13 protein-coding genes are annotated in these 15,155 nt (G+C 51.0%); 2 read left to right on the top strand and 11 right to left on the bottom strand.

The features are described from left to right. Nucleotides 1–246: 246 nt before the first annotated feature. The 11 genes from JG50_RS0110285 to JG50_RS0110330 form a co-directional block, all read right to left on the bottom strand. Nucleotides 247–948 (bottom strand): hypothetical protein, encoded by a 702-nt coding sequence (locus JG50_RS0110285; protein WP_033101029.1) that lies wholly within the window; start codon nucleotides 946–948, stop codon nucleotides 247–249. Between the two features lie 70 nt (nucleotides 949–1,018). Beyond that, nucleotides 1,019–1,546: a matrixin family metalloprotease gene (locus tag JG50_RS18815; protein ID WP_052154191.1), complete on the bottom strand. Its 528-nt coding sequence runs from the start codon at nucleotides 1,544–1,546 to the stop codon at nucleotides 1,019–1,021. Between the two features lie 604 nt (nucleotides 1,547–2,150). Next, nucleotides 2,151–2,810, bottom strand: coding sequence for a PrsW family glutamic-type intramembrane protease (locus JG50_RS0110295; RefSeq protein ID WP_033101030.1), 660 nt, complete (start codon nucleotides 2,808–2,810; stop codon nucleotides 2,151–2,153). A 50-nt stretch (nucleotides 2,811–2,860) separates the two neighbouring features. Next, nucleotides 2,861–3,019, bottom strand: a complete 159-nt coding sequence (locus JG50_RS20090) for a hypothetical protein (protein WP_160173850.1) — start codon at nucleotides 3,017–3,019, stop codon at nucleotides 2,861–2,863. A 47-nt stretch (nucleotides 3,020–3,066) separates the two neighbouring features. After that, a complete protein-coding gene (locus JG50_RS0110300) occupies nucleotides 3,067–4,872 on the bottom strand; it encodes an IucA/IucC family protein (RefSeq protein WP_033101031.1) in 1,806 nt (601 codons plus the stop codon). An 88-nt stretch (nucleotides 4,873–4,960) separates the two neighbouring features. Next, nucleotides 4,961–6,355 carry a lysine N(6)-hydroxylase/L-ornithine N(5)-oxygenase family protein gene (locus JG50_RS0110305; RefSeq protein ID WP_052154192.1) on the bottom strand — a complete coding sequence of 465 codons (1,395 nt, stop codon included), beginning with the start codon at nucleotides 6,353–6,355 and terminating at the stop codon, nucleotides 4,961–4,963. Further along, nucleotides 6,339–6,920 carry a GNAT family N-acetyltransferase gene (locus JG50_RS0110310; protein ID WP_052154193.1) on the bottom strand — a complete coding sequence of 194 codons (582 nt, stop codon included), beginning with the start codon at nucleotides 6,918–6,920 and terminating at the stop codon, nucleotides 6,339–6,341. The genes JG50_RS0110305 and JG50_RS0110310 overlap by 17 nt, the downstream gene beginning before the upstream one ends. After that, nucleotides 6,898–8,715 carry an IucA/IucC family protein gene (locus JG50_RS0110315; protein WP_033101032.1) on the bottom strand — a complete coding sequence of 606 codons (1,818 nt, stop codon included), beginning with the start codon at nucleotides 8,713–8,715 and terminating at the stop codon, nucleotides 6,898–6,900. Before JG50_RS0110315 ends, JG50_RS0110310 begins: the two co-directional genes overlap by 23 nt. Next, nucleotides 8,670–10,226: a pyridoxal phosphate-dependent decarboxylase family protein gene (locus JG50_RS0110320; protein WP_052154194.1), complete on the bottom strand. Its 1,557-nt coding sequence runs from the start codon at nucleotides 10,224–10,226 to the stop codon at nucleotides 8,670–8,672. The genes JG50_RS0110315 and JG50_RS0110320 overlap by 46 nt, the downstream gene beginning before the upstream one ends. 20 nt (nucleotides 10,227–10,246) lie before the next feature. Continuing rightward, nucleotides 10,247–11,605, bottom strand: coding sequence for an aspartate aminotransferase family protein (locus JG50_RS0110325; protein ID WP_200880753.1), 1,359 nt, complete (start codon nucleotides 11,603–11,605; stop codon nucleotides 10,247–10,249). 165 nt (nucleotides 11,606–11,770) lie between these two features. Next, entirely contained in the window at nucleotides 11,771–12,340 is a 570-nt protein-coding gene (locus JG50_RS0110330) for a nitroreductase family protein (RefSeq protein WP_033101033.1), read from the bottom strand. A gap of 313 nt (nucleotides 12,341–12,653) precedes the next feature. On the opposite strand from JG50_RS0110330, the gene JG50_RS0110335 reads away from it, so the two are divergent. Beyond that, nucleotides 12,654–13,028 (top strand): ArsR/SmtB family transcription factor, encoded by a 375-nt coding sequence (locus tag JG50_RS0110335; protein WP_033101034.1) that lies wholly within the window; start codon nucleotides 12,654–12,656, stop codon nucleotides 13,026–13,028. Further along, on the top strand, nucleotides 13,012–15,129 hold the full coding sequence (locus tag JG50_RS0110340) for a heavy metal translocating P-type ATPase (RefSeq protein WP_152568545.1): 2,118 nt from the start codon (nucleotides 13,012–13,014) through the stop codon (nucleotides 15,127–15,129). Before JG50_RS0110335 ends, JG50_RS0110340 begins: the two co-directional genes overlap by 17 nt. Nucleotides 15,130–15,155: the final 26 nt, after the last annotated feature.

Genomic DNA, 15,155 nt, shown 5'->3' on the forward strand with positions numbered 1-15,155 from the left:
CTTTTGTCGGGGGCAGTTTTAATGATCCCGGGGAACAGCGGTGCTTCATAACCAGGGGCGAAAATAATGCCTGAGCAGTTACTGTGTCGGCAGATTTACATTCGTTCTTCACTAATCAACAGCTTTGCTCAACCCTTTTTCTTAAGGTGTCGTGTGGCGATGATTAAACCTGATGGTTTCCGGCATCCGCCCCGGGGTATATTCCTGATTTGTGCATGGCGGGGATCATGACGGGAATGACGCCGATCAAGAGGTTGATGATGACCGGGCATTTTCCCTGATCGTGTCCGTCAATTCCTTAAAGCTTTTGCCGCTGACATCATCGGGGAAGTTCGTTTCCCCTTCCATCTGGATGTTAATCTCTTTTCCGTTTGCTTTCACCATCTGGGGACTGAACGCTTCCGGCTGTTTCAACACAGCTTGATCCTGATCGTTGAACTTGATTTCATAGTTGGCAAATGAGCCGGAGTAGGTGTTTTCCATATAGGGGTATTTGTCCAGAAAAAGAATGTATTTTATACCCGTTTCCGGCTTGAGAAAAGTGGAATTGGGGACATGGATATCCAATGGCTGGCCATTCTCATCCTTCAGTTCCTTTATCTCCTGGCTGTAAACTTTATGAATCAGGATGGACTCGTTCGTGATCGTCCCTTTTAAGACCTGATCCACTTTGAATTCGTATACCTTGGCTTCATCGTAGACATCTTTGGCCGGTTCGGCAGGGTTTTGCACGTCCCTCGCCGCATTCACGGATGTTACGTATTTTATATAATGACCAACTACAATGAATGGGGCCTTCTCTGTCATATCTTTCAGATCTTTGGCGACGATCAGGTCGTCAGCACCGATGTGAATGGTGGGAACCCCTGTTGCCGGTAAATTCGAACAGCCGGAAAGTGAAAGAAGACTGATCATCACAACAACCGCCAAAATGATCCTTTTTTTCATTTCAAGTCCTCCGTGATTGATCAAAATAATCTTTAATCTTCGGACGTTTTTACTGCGGATTATGTTTCAGCTAATAGAGATTATTCACCCCGTTGATATCGTCCGTTTGCGGGGTGTACATGGAATAGCGATTCCGGCTGGTGTTCATGATGGCGGGATTATTGGTATGGGCCAGTCCCAGGATGTGCCCCAGTTCATGGTTTGCCGTGCTGCGGGCAGGAGTAAATTCATGCGTGAGCGAATAATATCGGTTAATCTTGGATACCCAGGAAGTGACACAGCCGAGCAAGTTAGTATACCAAATCGAGTTTCCGTACTTCCCGTCTTTTTCGCTGTATGTGTCCAATGCGCCCGAAGCATCGGAACCGCCATTGACATAGCGACGGGCATTTTGACTGTTGTTCCAGTCCGTCAAAGCTTGTTGAAATGCATTTTGGAAGACCGCCTCGCCGTTCAGGAGTGTTCCCCCCCAGCGCCATTCCACATAGTAGTTACACTGTTCGGAACCTGTATAGCTGTAAGCGAAACCATTCAGCGGAAAAAGGATGAGGGTCAACATCAGCATCACAAGTCCAGGAGAGAATCTTTTTCTTTTCATTTCTTACCTCCTGAAATTCTATGCGATATATAATTTGTAATAATTTAATTATAACAATAATTATGCAAAATTAAAAATCATTTATTCAGAAGAGTGTGTTTCTGATATTTGTGGACGGCGACTAGACACGAAAAACTTTCTTGTTTTTCGGCATTTTCTTCTCCAACGTTTTTGCAAAAATGCCGGCAAAAAATTTTTGGGTTCCAGAGCAAACCGTGTAATTTCAGAAGAAAACAGTGTAAATTGTCAAAAAGAAAAAATATTGACAAATATGTTAACGAACAGGAATTTACCGAATTTGGGTTGAATACCAGTATATAGAACGGGAGGTGGCATGAGTGATTGTAGCATTTTTGCACTTGGTTGCTGGATTGCTTGTTATTCTGTAAGTTGGAACTGGAAAATTCAGAATTAACTCATAGAACGGGAGGTCATCAGGATGATCGTAGCACTTTTGCACTTGTTTGCCGGCTTGGCCGTTATCCTGTAGATTGAAAATTGGAAATTGCGATACAAAAGCTCCTCGAAAGCTCCTCATTTGCGAGGAGCTTTTGTGTTGGATCCGGGTTGTATTGGACAGGGACCGAGATGCTGAATTGCCGGGTTAGTTGATCACCATTCGCTTCAGCCGGGAGATGATGTTTAAACTGAAAAACAGCAGGATCAATAAATAGACCAGAAGCGCGACATTCGCCCGGAACCCGTCGCTCATGGCGAAACTGTCGTAAACGCCGTGAAAAAAAGCGGGAATGGCAAAGGCAGCGGAGAGCCGGCTCCGTCCCATTTTGGCCCGGGAGAAATAATAGCCCATGATGATGCCAAAAAACATATGCCCGGGAATGGCTGTAACTGAGCGCAAAAAAGCAGTGGCCAGGCCGTAACTGGACACGTACAGTATATTTTCCACCATGGCAAACCCGAGCGAGACGGCCACAGCATAAACAACGCCGTCAATCGGTTCGTCAAATTCACGATGGCGGTAGATTCCTTTATAGAAAAAAAGCGCTTTTAATAGTTCTTCCACCGCACCCGCCACGAAGAACGCCGTCAGCAAAATGCCAACCAGGCTTTGCGGATTGGGGCTTAACGCTTTGGTGATCAGCAGATGCCGTTCGATCAAAGCGGCAGGCAGCGGCACAAGGGCTCCCATTACAAATAAGCGCAACACATGACGTTTCGGCTCCGGATGGAGTTGATCCCACTTATAGATCCAGATCATCAACAAGACGGCGGGAATGACAGCGCTAAACAACAGGATGAACAAGCCAACACCTCCTGACGGGGATGATGTGGATGAAACGGTAAAAGGGGGGATTAAACCTGACAGTATCTGTGATGGTTTTGTAAATCATGCAAAATCAACGATAGTATGCCCGATTTTGCCGTTGCCATTTCCTGCATGATGCGGATCAACATCAAGTCGGTTAAATCGTTGAGTTCCGGGTCCGGGGAAGATCCGATGACTTGAACCATTAAAAAAACCGCTTTCCCGGGAATCGCGGAAAAGCGGTTTTTTCTGGTCAGTCGCAGGAATATTCCATGGCCAGAGCGTTGCTGACCTGGCCGTATTCGGAAGCATGCGGCCTGTCATCGCCGTCCGAATATCCGTAATCAAGCATGCGGTTGCGATTGAGGCAGAGTTTGGTGAACTTGGGTTTGAGCAGATCAAACAGCTCATACCGCTCTTTCCAGTCCGGAAAACGGTTCTGGTAGCGGATGATCGTGTCCCGGACCATGCCCCAGAATTTTGCTTCCGGGAACTGATGATGGATTTCGAGCAGATCGGACAGATAGCGGAAATGGCAGATAAACAAACCGGTGAAAATAAATTGGCAGAGCCCTTCCGGCGGCTCGCTGCGCAATACCTCTTTAAGGTCTGCCGGCAGATCCGACAATTCCGGGAGCGGATGGCGGCTGACATTGACATCATCGACAAAATCTTTCACGGCCAGGCGACGGGGAGCGGAATCTTTCAGCACGAGAATCGTATTTTGCCCGTGAGGGGAGAAGACAACCCCATAACGATACAAATAATGGAGCAGGGGAGGAAGGAGGACAGAGAATAAGCGATTCAACCACTCCTCCAGGGTTAATCCCGACTGCTTCACGAGGGAGGAAACGTAGGGATTGCCTTTCCCGTCCACATAAAGGAGCGAAGCGAGCGTGACCGGTTTTTCATCTTCCTCTACATACGAATAGATGCTTTCGCGCCAAATCGCGCCCAGTAATTCCAGGTATTGATAAGGAGCTCCGGTCAGTTTGGAAAAATAGGGATGATCATAGTTTAAGCTGGCAATTTCCCCGGGCAGGATCATCCGGCATTCCTCTTTTAAAAACCGGTCTTTCTCCCAGATTCCTTTGATGTATTCCGTGATCTTGGGGGCGAGAACGGTTCGTTCTCCCGGAAGACCACGGTAGACGAGCGTATTCAGAATGCTCATCGGCAATTTGAGATGATGCCGCCGCTTATGGCTGATATTGACAAAGGTGCGGATCGACTGTTGGGGCAGATACCGGTCTTCTCCTTCTCCGAGAAAGATGATCGAGCGGTTGGCCAACTCTTCACCGAATAACGGGACGATATAATGATTCCACTGCCAGTCGTGAACCGGCATGAAGAAGTATTCCTGGGGATCGGTTCCCTGCTCTGCCAGCTGCCGTTGAAACCGGGCAAATTGTTCACCGAGCTCTTGTTTCAGCAAATCCTCATGGCTCAGGCCGGATACGGCGTGAAATTCCGCCTTTTGACGGTGGACGGCGATCCAGGAAAGCCGGACGGGCCGCTTTTGTTCAGGTGCATAGGCAAGGTAATCATCATAGCCGAACCCGATGCGTCCTTTGTTATAGGTAATCCAGGGATGGCCTTCCATTTCTCCTTCCAATTCCGCGTAATCGAGTGTGGTCACGTCGGCTTTTTGATCTTGTTTTTTATGGAGGAGATGAGCGTCTGCCATCAAGGTGTGATTGTATTCGCGAATCAGATGTCCGGTGGTCTCAGGCGACATGCCGACCGTATCCTGTATGTCGAGCAGAAACTGAATCGGACTCACTGCCGGATGGATTGCATCCGCTTCATGCCGCATGATGCTGCCGGAATCGACACGGTAACTGCCAAAGGGGCGTTCTTTTGCGGAAAAGGTGTAGGTCACCCCGTTTTTCAGGGAGAGGCGGTAGGTGCCGAACTCTCCCGCCTGCTCAATCGATTCCGGCGAAATGATTTCTTCATACATAAATTCGGAGATCATCTTGGTCAGCAGATTGCGTGAGACGATTTCCCAGGATTTCGGATTGAATACCGAGGGTACGATTGTGGTTTGATCTTTCATGCGAGACACTCCTTCCGAATTTGGCCAGTGAAAGTTTGTTCTTGTCAGGGGCGGTGCTTTCACAATCCTCATGAGTTTGCCAAAGCCTTCATCCCCGGGTCGTGCTGAAAAGAGATGAATCTTTTCTGTCAGAGAGGACGGGAGCATCCGGCTCAGGAGACCGGAGCCCGAACTGTTGGAACACGTTTTTGCGGAAAACGGGATAAACGGTTTGTCCCGTCAAAGTATTGATGATCACGGAATTGCGATGAGCTCCCAGCCCGAGATCCGGAGCGCCGACTCCGTGGGTGTGCAGTTCGCCGTTTTGCACAAAAATGGCACAATCCGTTTTTTCCGTCAGCTCCAATCGATAATCCGCTTTTACCACATATCTTCCCTGATCATCCCAGCAAAGCAGGGGATGGAGAGCGGAGAGGCATCCGGGGATTTGGCGGGTGTAGCCCGTTGCCAGGATCACCACTTCGCTTTCGTGCTGAAACCGTTGATCCTGTTCCCGGTGCAGGCAGCTTAACTGATATCTGCGTTTTCCCCCGCCGGACACAGGCGTGATTTCCTGCACTTCCGTTTGGGCGAGTAGGCGAACCGGAGGCGATTCTCCGGCGACAGTCCGTTCGTAGAGCAAATCATAGAGATCGGCAATCGTCTTGGCACTGATGCCTTTATACAGCAAATCCTGCTTACGAAGGCGGCTGTCCCGTTTCGCCTGCGGCAGCGAATAAAAATATTCCGTGTAATCGGGCGAAAAATGCTCCAATCCCAGCTTGGAGTATTCCATGGGAAAAAAGCCGTCCGACCGGGTAAGCCAATCCAGCCGGTATCCATGGTCTTTCTGTTCCTGTAAAAGGGTGTAAAAAATCTCCGCGGCACTCTGGCCCGACCCGATCACCGTGATGGACGAGGCCTGTCGGCAACGATCAAGCCGGTTCAAAAATTCGCCGGAATGAAAAACATCGTCCCCGGGCAGATTATGCAGGTCAGGCGGGATATGGGGAACGCTGCCCACTCCCAAAACCAGATTTTTCGCCCGGTATTCCGACTGCTGACTGGTGCTTTCCGTCACTTTGACACAAAAGTGATCATGCGGCTCCGCCTTGACCCATTCGATCGAGGTAACTTCAGAGCCGAAGCGACAGGAAGGCAGCTGCCTGGCCACCCATCGGCAATAGTGATTGTATTCACGGCGCGGAATGTGGAACCGCTCCAAAAAGTAAAACTGGTACAAGCGATTCTGCTCTTTCAGGTAGTTTAGAAAGCTGTATGGGCTTGTCGGATCAGCCATGGTCACCAAATCGGCCATAAAGGGAACTTGCAGGGTGGTTCCTTCGATCAACAACCCGGGATGCCAGTTGAAGGAAGGCTTTCGCTCAAAAAAGACGGCCTTCACTTCGGGCACTTTGGTTATCATGGCCGCCAGCCCCAGGTTAAAAGGGCCGATTCCAACACCGATCAGATCGAACAACGGATGTTCATGAACGCGCGGCATCCTCCCACCTCCTGAAAAACGATTCCCGGTAACAATACATGAGCAAGGCGCGTTTATCCGGGAGATCGATCTCTTTTTGCCTTTCAAATCCGCATTTTTGAAAAATGTGGATCATCTTTTCATTCCGGAAATCCGGTTCGGCTATCACTTTTTCTGTTTTTTCGCATTGGAATAATCGGGATATGATCGTTCTTAATAATGGCAAGGCATATCCTTTGCCCAAAAAGGAAGGCGGACCGATCAGCAGGTGCACTCCCTGATCCCAGGGATGCACATCATAGTGTTTGCCGACAATATCATCTTTGGCCCAGTATGTTTCCCAGTAACTCATGGGAACACCGTCCAAATAACCGATTCTGAGCGTTTGGTGCGGATCGCGCAAAGACTTGTGCAAATGTTCCTTGTATTTTGTGAACGGAATATTCAGGTTCCAAAAGGGAATCACATGCGGTTGATGCATCCAGACAAAGAGCATGTTCAGGTCATGTTCAAAAGAGACCTTGCGAAATGAGATGGTTTTGTTGATTGAGGAATCATATTGTTCAAATTCCGGCTGAAGACTCATGACGTTTTTCCACCACCTTCGACAGCGGATTAGCGATTTGTACGTAAACTGATTGGCTTTCCAGCGGCCCCGCCAATTCGTCCATTTCATAAAAACGGGTGAGCAGATTTGCCTTGCAGGAGAGTTTTTCATTGTGCAACAAATTGTCAAGCAAGGTGGAAGGCCGGCGGTTCCACGGCAGAAAACGGCTTAATTCATGCTTCAGTTCGTTTAACAATTCCTGTTCTCCGATCAGACTGGATGCTCCGAAGACGTTGATCAGCCCGAATAAATGATTGATGAAAAAGTAGTAACAAAATCTCTCATCGGCGACGGCATCGGCGCACACCGTCTCGCTTTTTTTGCTGATTCCGGGCAAAATCCGCTTGAGTGCAGGATAGGTGGATTCACAGTAGTAGTAACCCTGATTGTCCCGGTAGAAAAATTGATGCGGATATCCTTGATAAAGCCGGATGAGGCTGTTTTGCTGGTGTGCTTCCAAAGCGATGCCGTAACGGAGATAGAGCCACATCAACGGCCGCAGTGAAAGATTTAAGTAGCGGCGGAACCAGTCGAGGCTGACTTCCCGATTGGTTCGTTTTTCTTTTTCGGCCAGTTCTGAGATGATGTTGAAAAGCCTTGTTTTCCCACCCTTGATTGGATCCTGGACCAGTCCGGCGATCAGCGTGACATTCTCATCCGCACCGGCGGTAAACGGATTTTCGCGAAGGCATACTTCAAAACCGGACTCTTTGCTGCCCGGGATCGCGAGGGTGATATAAGCCGGGTCCTGGATTATTTGGAACCGGGGGAATTGTTCCGCCAGTTCTTTGCCGATCCTGCTCTGCAAGATGCGTGAGACCTCCACTCCGCGTTCCAGCTCCTTCCGCTGGTTCAGCCGCAGGGAGTTGGTGATTTTGATATGGAGTGAGCATTTCAGCATAAAGCGGGCCTGCGGATGATAGAGAGTGCGAAGTGACGAGGTGGGGGAATAAGCTCTTCCCATGACTCCCAAATCTTCAATCAGGCCTTGCCGGAGCAATTTTTGCACCTCCGGGCGGCGGAGCAAATGCTCTGCCTGAAAAGGATGAAGCGGCAAGATCGCGTAATCGTCCTCTTGCAAGCAGGTGTTTTTAAAGGTTTCGTCCAGCTCCGGGTCGTTTTGCAGCTCTTCCTTGATCAATTGTGTCGCCGTTTGGGGCAGGGCGGAATCCTCTTTGACGATCGAACGGTGGGCACGGAAATAATGAAGGGGAAACTTCCCTTTTTGTTCCGGAGAATAGAGTGCCTGGTCAAGTTCGGAGAGGCCCTGCCGGCTTTTCGGTGTCGGATGCAGCAAATGGCCGAAGATCAATGACTGCTCTGCATCCAAAAAGGAAAATTGCGGTTCATACAGCTCATGCGCGTCCGCCTGGCGGGAAGCGATGAACGATTTGATGTTGTCAGAGCTTTGCAAGGCACGGTAAACAAGCTCACTCTGACCGCCGGTTGCATTCCGGAAAATGGCCAGTTCTTTGGTTACCAGTGCTGCCAGCGTCACCAGATCCAGTTGGTGGGAAGCACCGTTTGCGGTTGTGTAATAGAGCGGGAAGTGGAAAAGATGGCGGCCGGTCAACGACCAATATTTTACGGGAGCGATGATGTTAAACCCATGATGCGGGAGGGGACAGATGATCAATTGATCAGACGGGCACTCGGCGAAAAGCGAGCGATAGGGGCTTTGCTCCTTTTTTACCAGCTCATATCTTCCCGTCTCCCTCAGATAACAGTTTAAAAATGCTTCGATACTGGCTTGTTCTGCAGTTTTGTCGGGCATGGCGATCGTTCTCCTTTCCTCAGTTCCAGCAGCGAGCCGGTTCGTTTGACTTCCTCCAAAATGAACTTGACATCGTCGAGGGTGGTGCGCGGATTGAGCAAAGTCAGCTTTAAACAGTGCATGCCGTCCACCTTCGTTTGCGCGATCACGGCTTTTCCCTCCCATAACAGGGAACGGCGAATTTCGCGATTGAGTTTGTTTTGCCTGCTCTGCTCCGCTTCATTTCCGATGTAGCGAAAAACAACGGCGTTCAGGGCCGGCTCCCGATTGATGCATTCCAGCTTCGGATCTTGGGCGATCAGGTTTGCTGTTTGCTGCGCCAATTCGATCGTATGGTTAATCATTCTGGCAAAGGCGGCACGGCCGATGGTCTGCATCGAAATAAACAGTTTGAGTGCATCAAACCGCCTGGTCGTCGAAAGCGATTTGCCCACGAGATTCGGGATGCCCTGATCTTCATCTTCCTCCGGATTCAAGTAATCGGCATTTGACTTGATCAGTTCAAAATGGCGGCCGTTTTTCGTAAGAAAGGCCCCGCAACTGATTGGCTGGTAAAAGAGTTTGTGAAAATCGACGGACATGGAGTCGGCGTGTTCAATCCCGTCCAGCTTGCTTCGATGTTGATCACTCAGCATCACTGTTCCGCCGTAAGCGGCATCGACATGCAACCAGAGGCCGTATTGCTTTGCTCTGTCGGCTAAAGCGGGCAACGGATCAATTGCGCCGAAATCAGTGGAGCCGGCCGTAGCGACCACGGCAAACGGGAGCAATCCCACGAAACGGAGTCTGGCCAGTTTTTGGTCCAGATCGTCGAGGCACAGGCGCTGGTGTTCATCCGTTTCGATGCTGACAACCGCTTTTTCCCCCAATCCCAGCAGGGCAGCTGATTTTTGCACTGTAAAGTGGGCCGTTTTGGCGCACAGGATGCGCATCCGCTCCGCTTCCGGGGGCAGTCCGTCCTTTTGCACATTCCGGCCGAACTGCTCCTTGATGTACCAGTCCCTTGCCAACAGCAGACCCAGCAAATTGGACTGGGTGCCACCGCTGGTAAAAACTCCGTCCGCCTGGCCGGTGTAGCCGAACAGCCGGCACAGCCATTTGACCAGCTTTTCTTCCAGCAAGGTGGCAGCACCGCTTTGATCCCATGAATCCATCGATTGATTGGCGGCACTGATGATCGCCTCCGCCGCAAGGGAAGGGATCAGCGGCGGACAGTGAAGATGGGCGGCACAAGCCGGATGATGGACCGCGAGCAAATTTTTCAGAATGACCTCTCCTGTTTCCTCCAAAACTTCAAGCAAATCACGGCCATGTTCCGGGCAGGGCTCCAGGTCACCGATCCGGTTGGAAAGCTCTTGGACTGAGCGCCCGCTGAAGGGTTGCCGTGCATTGGCAAACTGTTCCAACAGGATCTTTTCCGCATTGGAGATCGCCAACCGGTATTCCCGCGCCGATTGCCGAGACCCATTGAGAAACAACCGCTCTGTATCTGTTTTTGCTTTCTCGTGCATCCTCTGTTTTTTCCTCCTGTTCAATCGGCCATTTTCTTCTCGGCCGCTTGCACGGCTTCGGCAAAAACGGCGGAGATATGCTCCACTTGTTCCCCGGTAATGATCAATGGCGGCAAAAAGCGGACAACGCTGCCATGTCTGCCGCCCAACTCCAGGATTAATCCTCTGTTGAAGGATTCCCGCTGAATTTGCCGGGCCAGTTCGGGATAGGCCGGGTAGCTTCCCAGAGAATCGGGTTCGCGCTGCGTGTTGACAATTTCCACTCCGATCAACAAGCCTCTGCCGCGCACATCCCCGATGCAGGTCGACTCGTTTTGAATCGACTTCAGGCGGGACATCAGCCGTTCTCCCATTTGTGCGGCATTCACCTCCAGGCGGTTGTCGCGGATAAAGCGGATGGTGGCGATGCCGGCTGCCATGGCCATTTGGTTACCCCGGAATGTTCCCGTATGAGCACCGGGAGACCATTGATCCAGAGATTGATCGTAGACCACAACGGCCAGGGGCAGGGAACCGCCGATCGATTTGGACAAAACGAGCACATCCGGAATAATGCCGGCATGTTCAAAGGCGAATAATTTGCCGGTGCGGCCAAATCCGGTTTGGACTTCATCGACGATAAGCGGAACTTTGTGCTCCCGGGTGATTGAGCGAACGCTTTGCACCCAATTGTCCGGCGCGGGAATGACGCCGCCTTCGCCCTGCACGATTTCCATAATCATGCCCGCGGGAGGGGCGATTCCGCTTTCCGGATCGTTCAGCACGCGTTTGATGTAATGGATGCCCGTCTGTTCACCGAGTGTCCCGCCGAGGTTAAACGGACAGCGGTAGGCATAGGGATAGGGGAGAAAATGGACATCGGGCATCAGATTGGCGATCGGTTGTTTTGGTGCGAGATTGCCGGTCAGACTGAGCGCACCGTGCGTCATGCCGTGAAAGGCACCGTGAAAAGAGAAGAGGGTTCGCCGTCCGGTTGCCGTTTTAACCAGCTTGATCGCCGCTTCCACCGCATCCGCACCGGATGGGCTGCAAAACTGGACTTTTGCGCGCGAAGCGAATGATTTCGGCAGGCTGGCAAACAACTCTTCGATGAACTCGTCTTTCACTGGAGTGGTCAAATCGAGTGTATGTAAAGGGAGCCGGCTGTCGAGCACTTGCCTGATCGCTTCGATGACAACGGGGTGATTATGCCCCAATGCCAGGGTTCCGGCACCTGACAAGCAGTCATAATAAACTTTTCCTTCCACATCTTTGACAAAAATGCCATTGGCTTCTTTGATGGCGATCGGAATCCGCCGGGGATAGGAGCGGGCATTTGATTCCCGCCGCTCCTGATTGGCGAGATAGTGGTCATTGCGCAGGACCAGACTCTGATTCAAGATGATCCCTCCAATTGATAATGATAATCATTATCATTTATTTGAGATCAATATACCATTGAGCCGGATGAAAGTAAAGGGGGAGTTCGGAAAAAAATGAAGATGAAAATCATTATCAATGAAAGTCAGGCCATGACGGCCCGGGAGAAGGGTGCGGCCTTGGTGCTAATCCCCCCGGATCGTCAATAACTCGGACAGCGGAGTGCGGCGTTTTGGTTTTGGGGCTTGATCAAAATATCCCATCAGAAGGAGACCAACCAGTTTCTCGCCCGGCTTGAGCCCCAGTTCCTCCGGGTAAGCCCGCCCCAGATCTGTGCCGTAATAACTTTTCCATACCATGCCAAGCCCTTTCTCCCAGGCGAGAAGTTGAATATTTTGAATCAGGGCCGCAGTCGCGCAGAGATCATCTTCCCATTGCTGTCGTTCTTCGCTTTCCTCCATGATGACGAATAAATAGATGGGGACGGTGCGCAAGTACGTTTCAAATGCTTTTAAAGTCGGAGCAGGCAGATGGGAGTAAACTTTCATGGATAATGCGATAATTTCCTCCCTGCGATTTCCGTGCACCAGCAGGAAGCGCCATGGCTCTTTTTCCTTGTGAAAGGGGGCCCAATTGGCAGTTTCCAAAATCTCCTTCATCACATCCAGCGGAACCGGATCAGGGCGGAACTGGCGTACGGTCCGCCGCTCCCGAATCACTTCGGTCAACGAACGAAGAGTGATTGATTTACTCATGTTTTGCCTCCCAGCGATCATGAATCAATTTATGATAACGATTATCATTATCATATACAGAATTGAGAGGTCTGACAAGACGAAAAAATTCTTGCAGACAACATCGGCACATTCTGAGATGATTCCGGCAAGGATGTGAGGGTTGCGGGGGATCTTTGAGTGACGATACGAAGTGCATGGAGGAGGAAGGTCAGCGCATTTTGCAATGCACTTTGCGAAAGAAATTTTAAATTTCCCATCAATTATTCAAATGGTTGTTTGAGTATTGTAATATAAGAAAATAACCGTCAGATTGTGGCGCGAGGTGCATGGTATGAGTGAAGACCGCTGTGAGATCTATTGTTTTGATGCCGATAAAGTGGAGCGGGTGCAAGCGCATTTGCAAGCGGTGAATCCGCTGGAGACGGCGCAACTGTTCAAGGCACTGGCCGATCCGACCCGCTTGAAGGTCGCTTATGCGCTCATGCAGGAGGGGGAGCTGTGCGTCTGCGATGTTGCCAATATTATTGAATCTTCTCTGGCGACCGCTTCCCATCACTTGCGCTTGCTGCGAAACATGGGACTGGCCAAATACCGGAAGGAAGGGAAGCTCGTTTTTTATTCGCTTGATGATGACCATGTACGGCAGTTGATCGAGATCGCATTTTTGCATCAGAAAGAAGTGGGAGAGAATGGGGAAAAACGATAATTGTCATATGTACAGGGTCAAGGGTTTGACCTGCGCCGGATGTGCCGCCAAATTTGAAAGGAACGTCAAGGCCCTGCCAGGCGTGGAGGATGCCCGGATCAATTTCGGTGCATCGAAGCTGACTGTTTACGGAACCGCCTCGCTTGAGGAATTGGAAAAAGCAGGGGGCTTTGAAAACCTGAAGCTGGTTCCGGACGGTCTGCGTGAAGAGGAGGAACGGACTCCGGTTTGGAAAAAGCGGGAGAATCAGCGGTTATTTTTCGCGCTGATCTTTCTCCTTCTGGGTTATGCTGCCGATGATCTGTATGGTGAAACGAGCGCCTTTGCGATTTTGACTATGGTGATCTCCATGCTCATCGGTGGCGCCGGGCTGTTTGTGAATGGGATCAAAAGCATGATCCGCCTCGATTTTGATATGAAAGCGCTGATGACGATCGCCGTCGTCGGGGCTGCCGCCATCGGGGAATGGGGCGAAGGAGCGACAGTTGTCGTACTGTTTGCCATCAGTGAAATTCTCGAGTCATACTCGATGGACAAGGCGAGGCAATCCATCCGCTCGCTGATGGATTTGGCCCCGAAACAGGCGACCGTGCGGCGCAATCAGGCTGAGTTCACCCTGCCTGTCGATGAGATCGAAACAGGGGATATTCTGCTGGTCAAGCCGGGGCAGAAAATCGCCATGGATGGGGTCGTTGTGTCGGGTTCCTCCGCTGTCAACCAGGCCCCCATTACCGGTGAATCGATTCCGGTCGCCAAATCGGCGGGAGATGAGGTGTTTGCCGGCACCATAAATGAAGAAGGTTACCTGGAAATCAAGGTGACCAAGCAGGTTCGGGACACCACCCTTTCCAAAATCATTTATCTGGTGGAGGAAGCACAGGCGGAAAGGGCTTCTTCTCAAGCGTTCATCGACCGGTTTGCCAAAGTTTACACCCCGGCCGTTTTGCTCCTTGCCCTGCTCGTCGCCCTGATTCCGCCGCTGTTTTTTCACGGGGCTTGGTCTGTCTGGATTTACCGTGCGCTGGCGCTTCTGGTGGTCGGATGCCCATGTGCTCTGGTGATTTCCACTCCGGTGGCCATCGTCACGGCGATTGGAAACGCGGCACGAAACGGAGTTCTGATCAAGGGCGGAATCCATTTGGAGGAAGCGGGCTCCTTGACGGCCATCGCCTTTGATAAAACCGGAACCCTGACGCGGGGGCGCCCGGTGGTTACAGATTTTATTTCCTTCACCGGCCAAGAACAGGCCCACTTGCAAATTGCCGCCTCGATTGAACGTCATTCGCAGCACCCGCTGGCCGCCGCCCTGCTGGATAAAGCGAAGGAGTCGGCAGTTTTGGTTGGGGAAGCAGAAGATTTTCAATCGGTTACCGGAAAAGGCGTCCGGGCCAAAGTGGACGGAAAGCACTATTATGCGGGCCGTCCGGATTGGTTGGCAGAAATCCTGCCGAACAGCATTCCGATTGACATTGAAGAAAAGGTGAAAAGCTATCGAAAACAGGGGAAAACGGTCGTGCTGCTGGCTGATGAAGAGAAAGCCTTGGCACTGGCCGCCATTTCCGATGAACTTCGTGAGCACAGCCGGGAAGCGGTAGAGCGGTTGCACCGGATCGGAATCAGGAGAACCGTCATGCTGACAGGGGATAACCGCGAGACAGCCGACGCCATAGGCAACCGGTTGGGGATCAGGGAAATTGAAGCGGAGCTTTTGCCTGAGGAAAAATTGGAGCGGATCAAAGCGGTCCGTAACAGCGGAAACCGGGTGGCAATGGTCGGAGACGGCGTCAATGATGCCCCGGCCTTGGCTGCTGCAACAGTCGGCATTGCCATGGGCGGGGCAGGAACAGACGCGGCATTGGAGACAGCGGATATTGTGCTTATGGGAGATGACTTGCGAAAACTTCCGTTTACCATCGGGCTGAGCCGCAAAACGCTTGGCATTATCAAGCAAAACATCACCATCTCTTTTGCCATCAAGTTTCTCGCTTTGCTGCTTATCATTCCGGGATGGTTAACGCTGTGGATGGCCGTTTTTGCCGATATGGGCAGCACCCTGATCGTCACTCTGAATGCGATGAGACTTCTGAAAATCAAGGAATAAAGCCGTTTTATACGGAAGCGGACACA

This window comes from Thermoactinomyces daqus, from assembly GCF_000763315.1.
GTDB lineage: Bacteria > Bacillota > Bacilli > Thermoactinomycetales > Thermoactinomycetaceae > Thermoactinomyces_A > Thermoactinomyces_A daqus.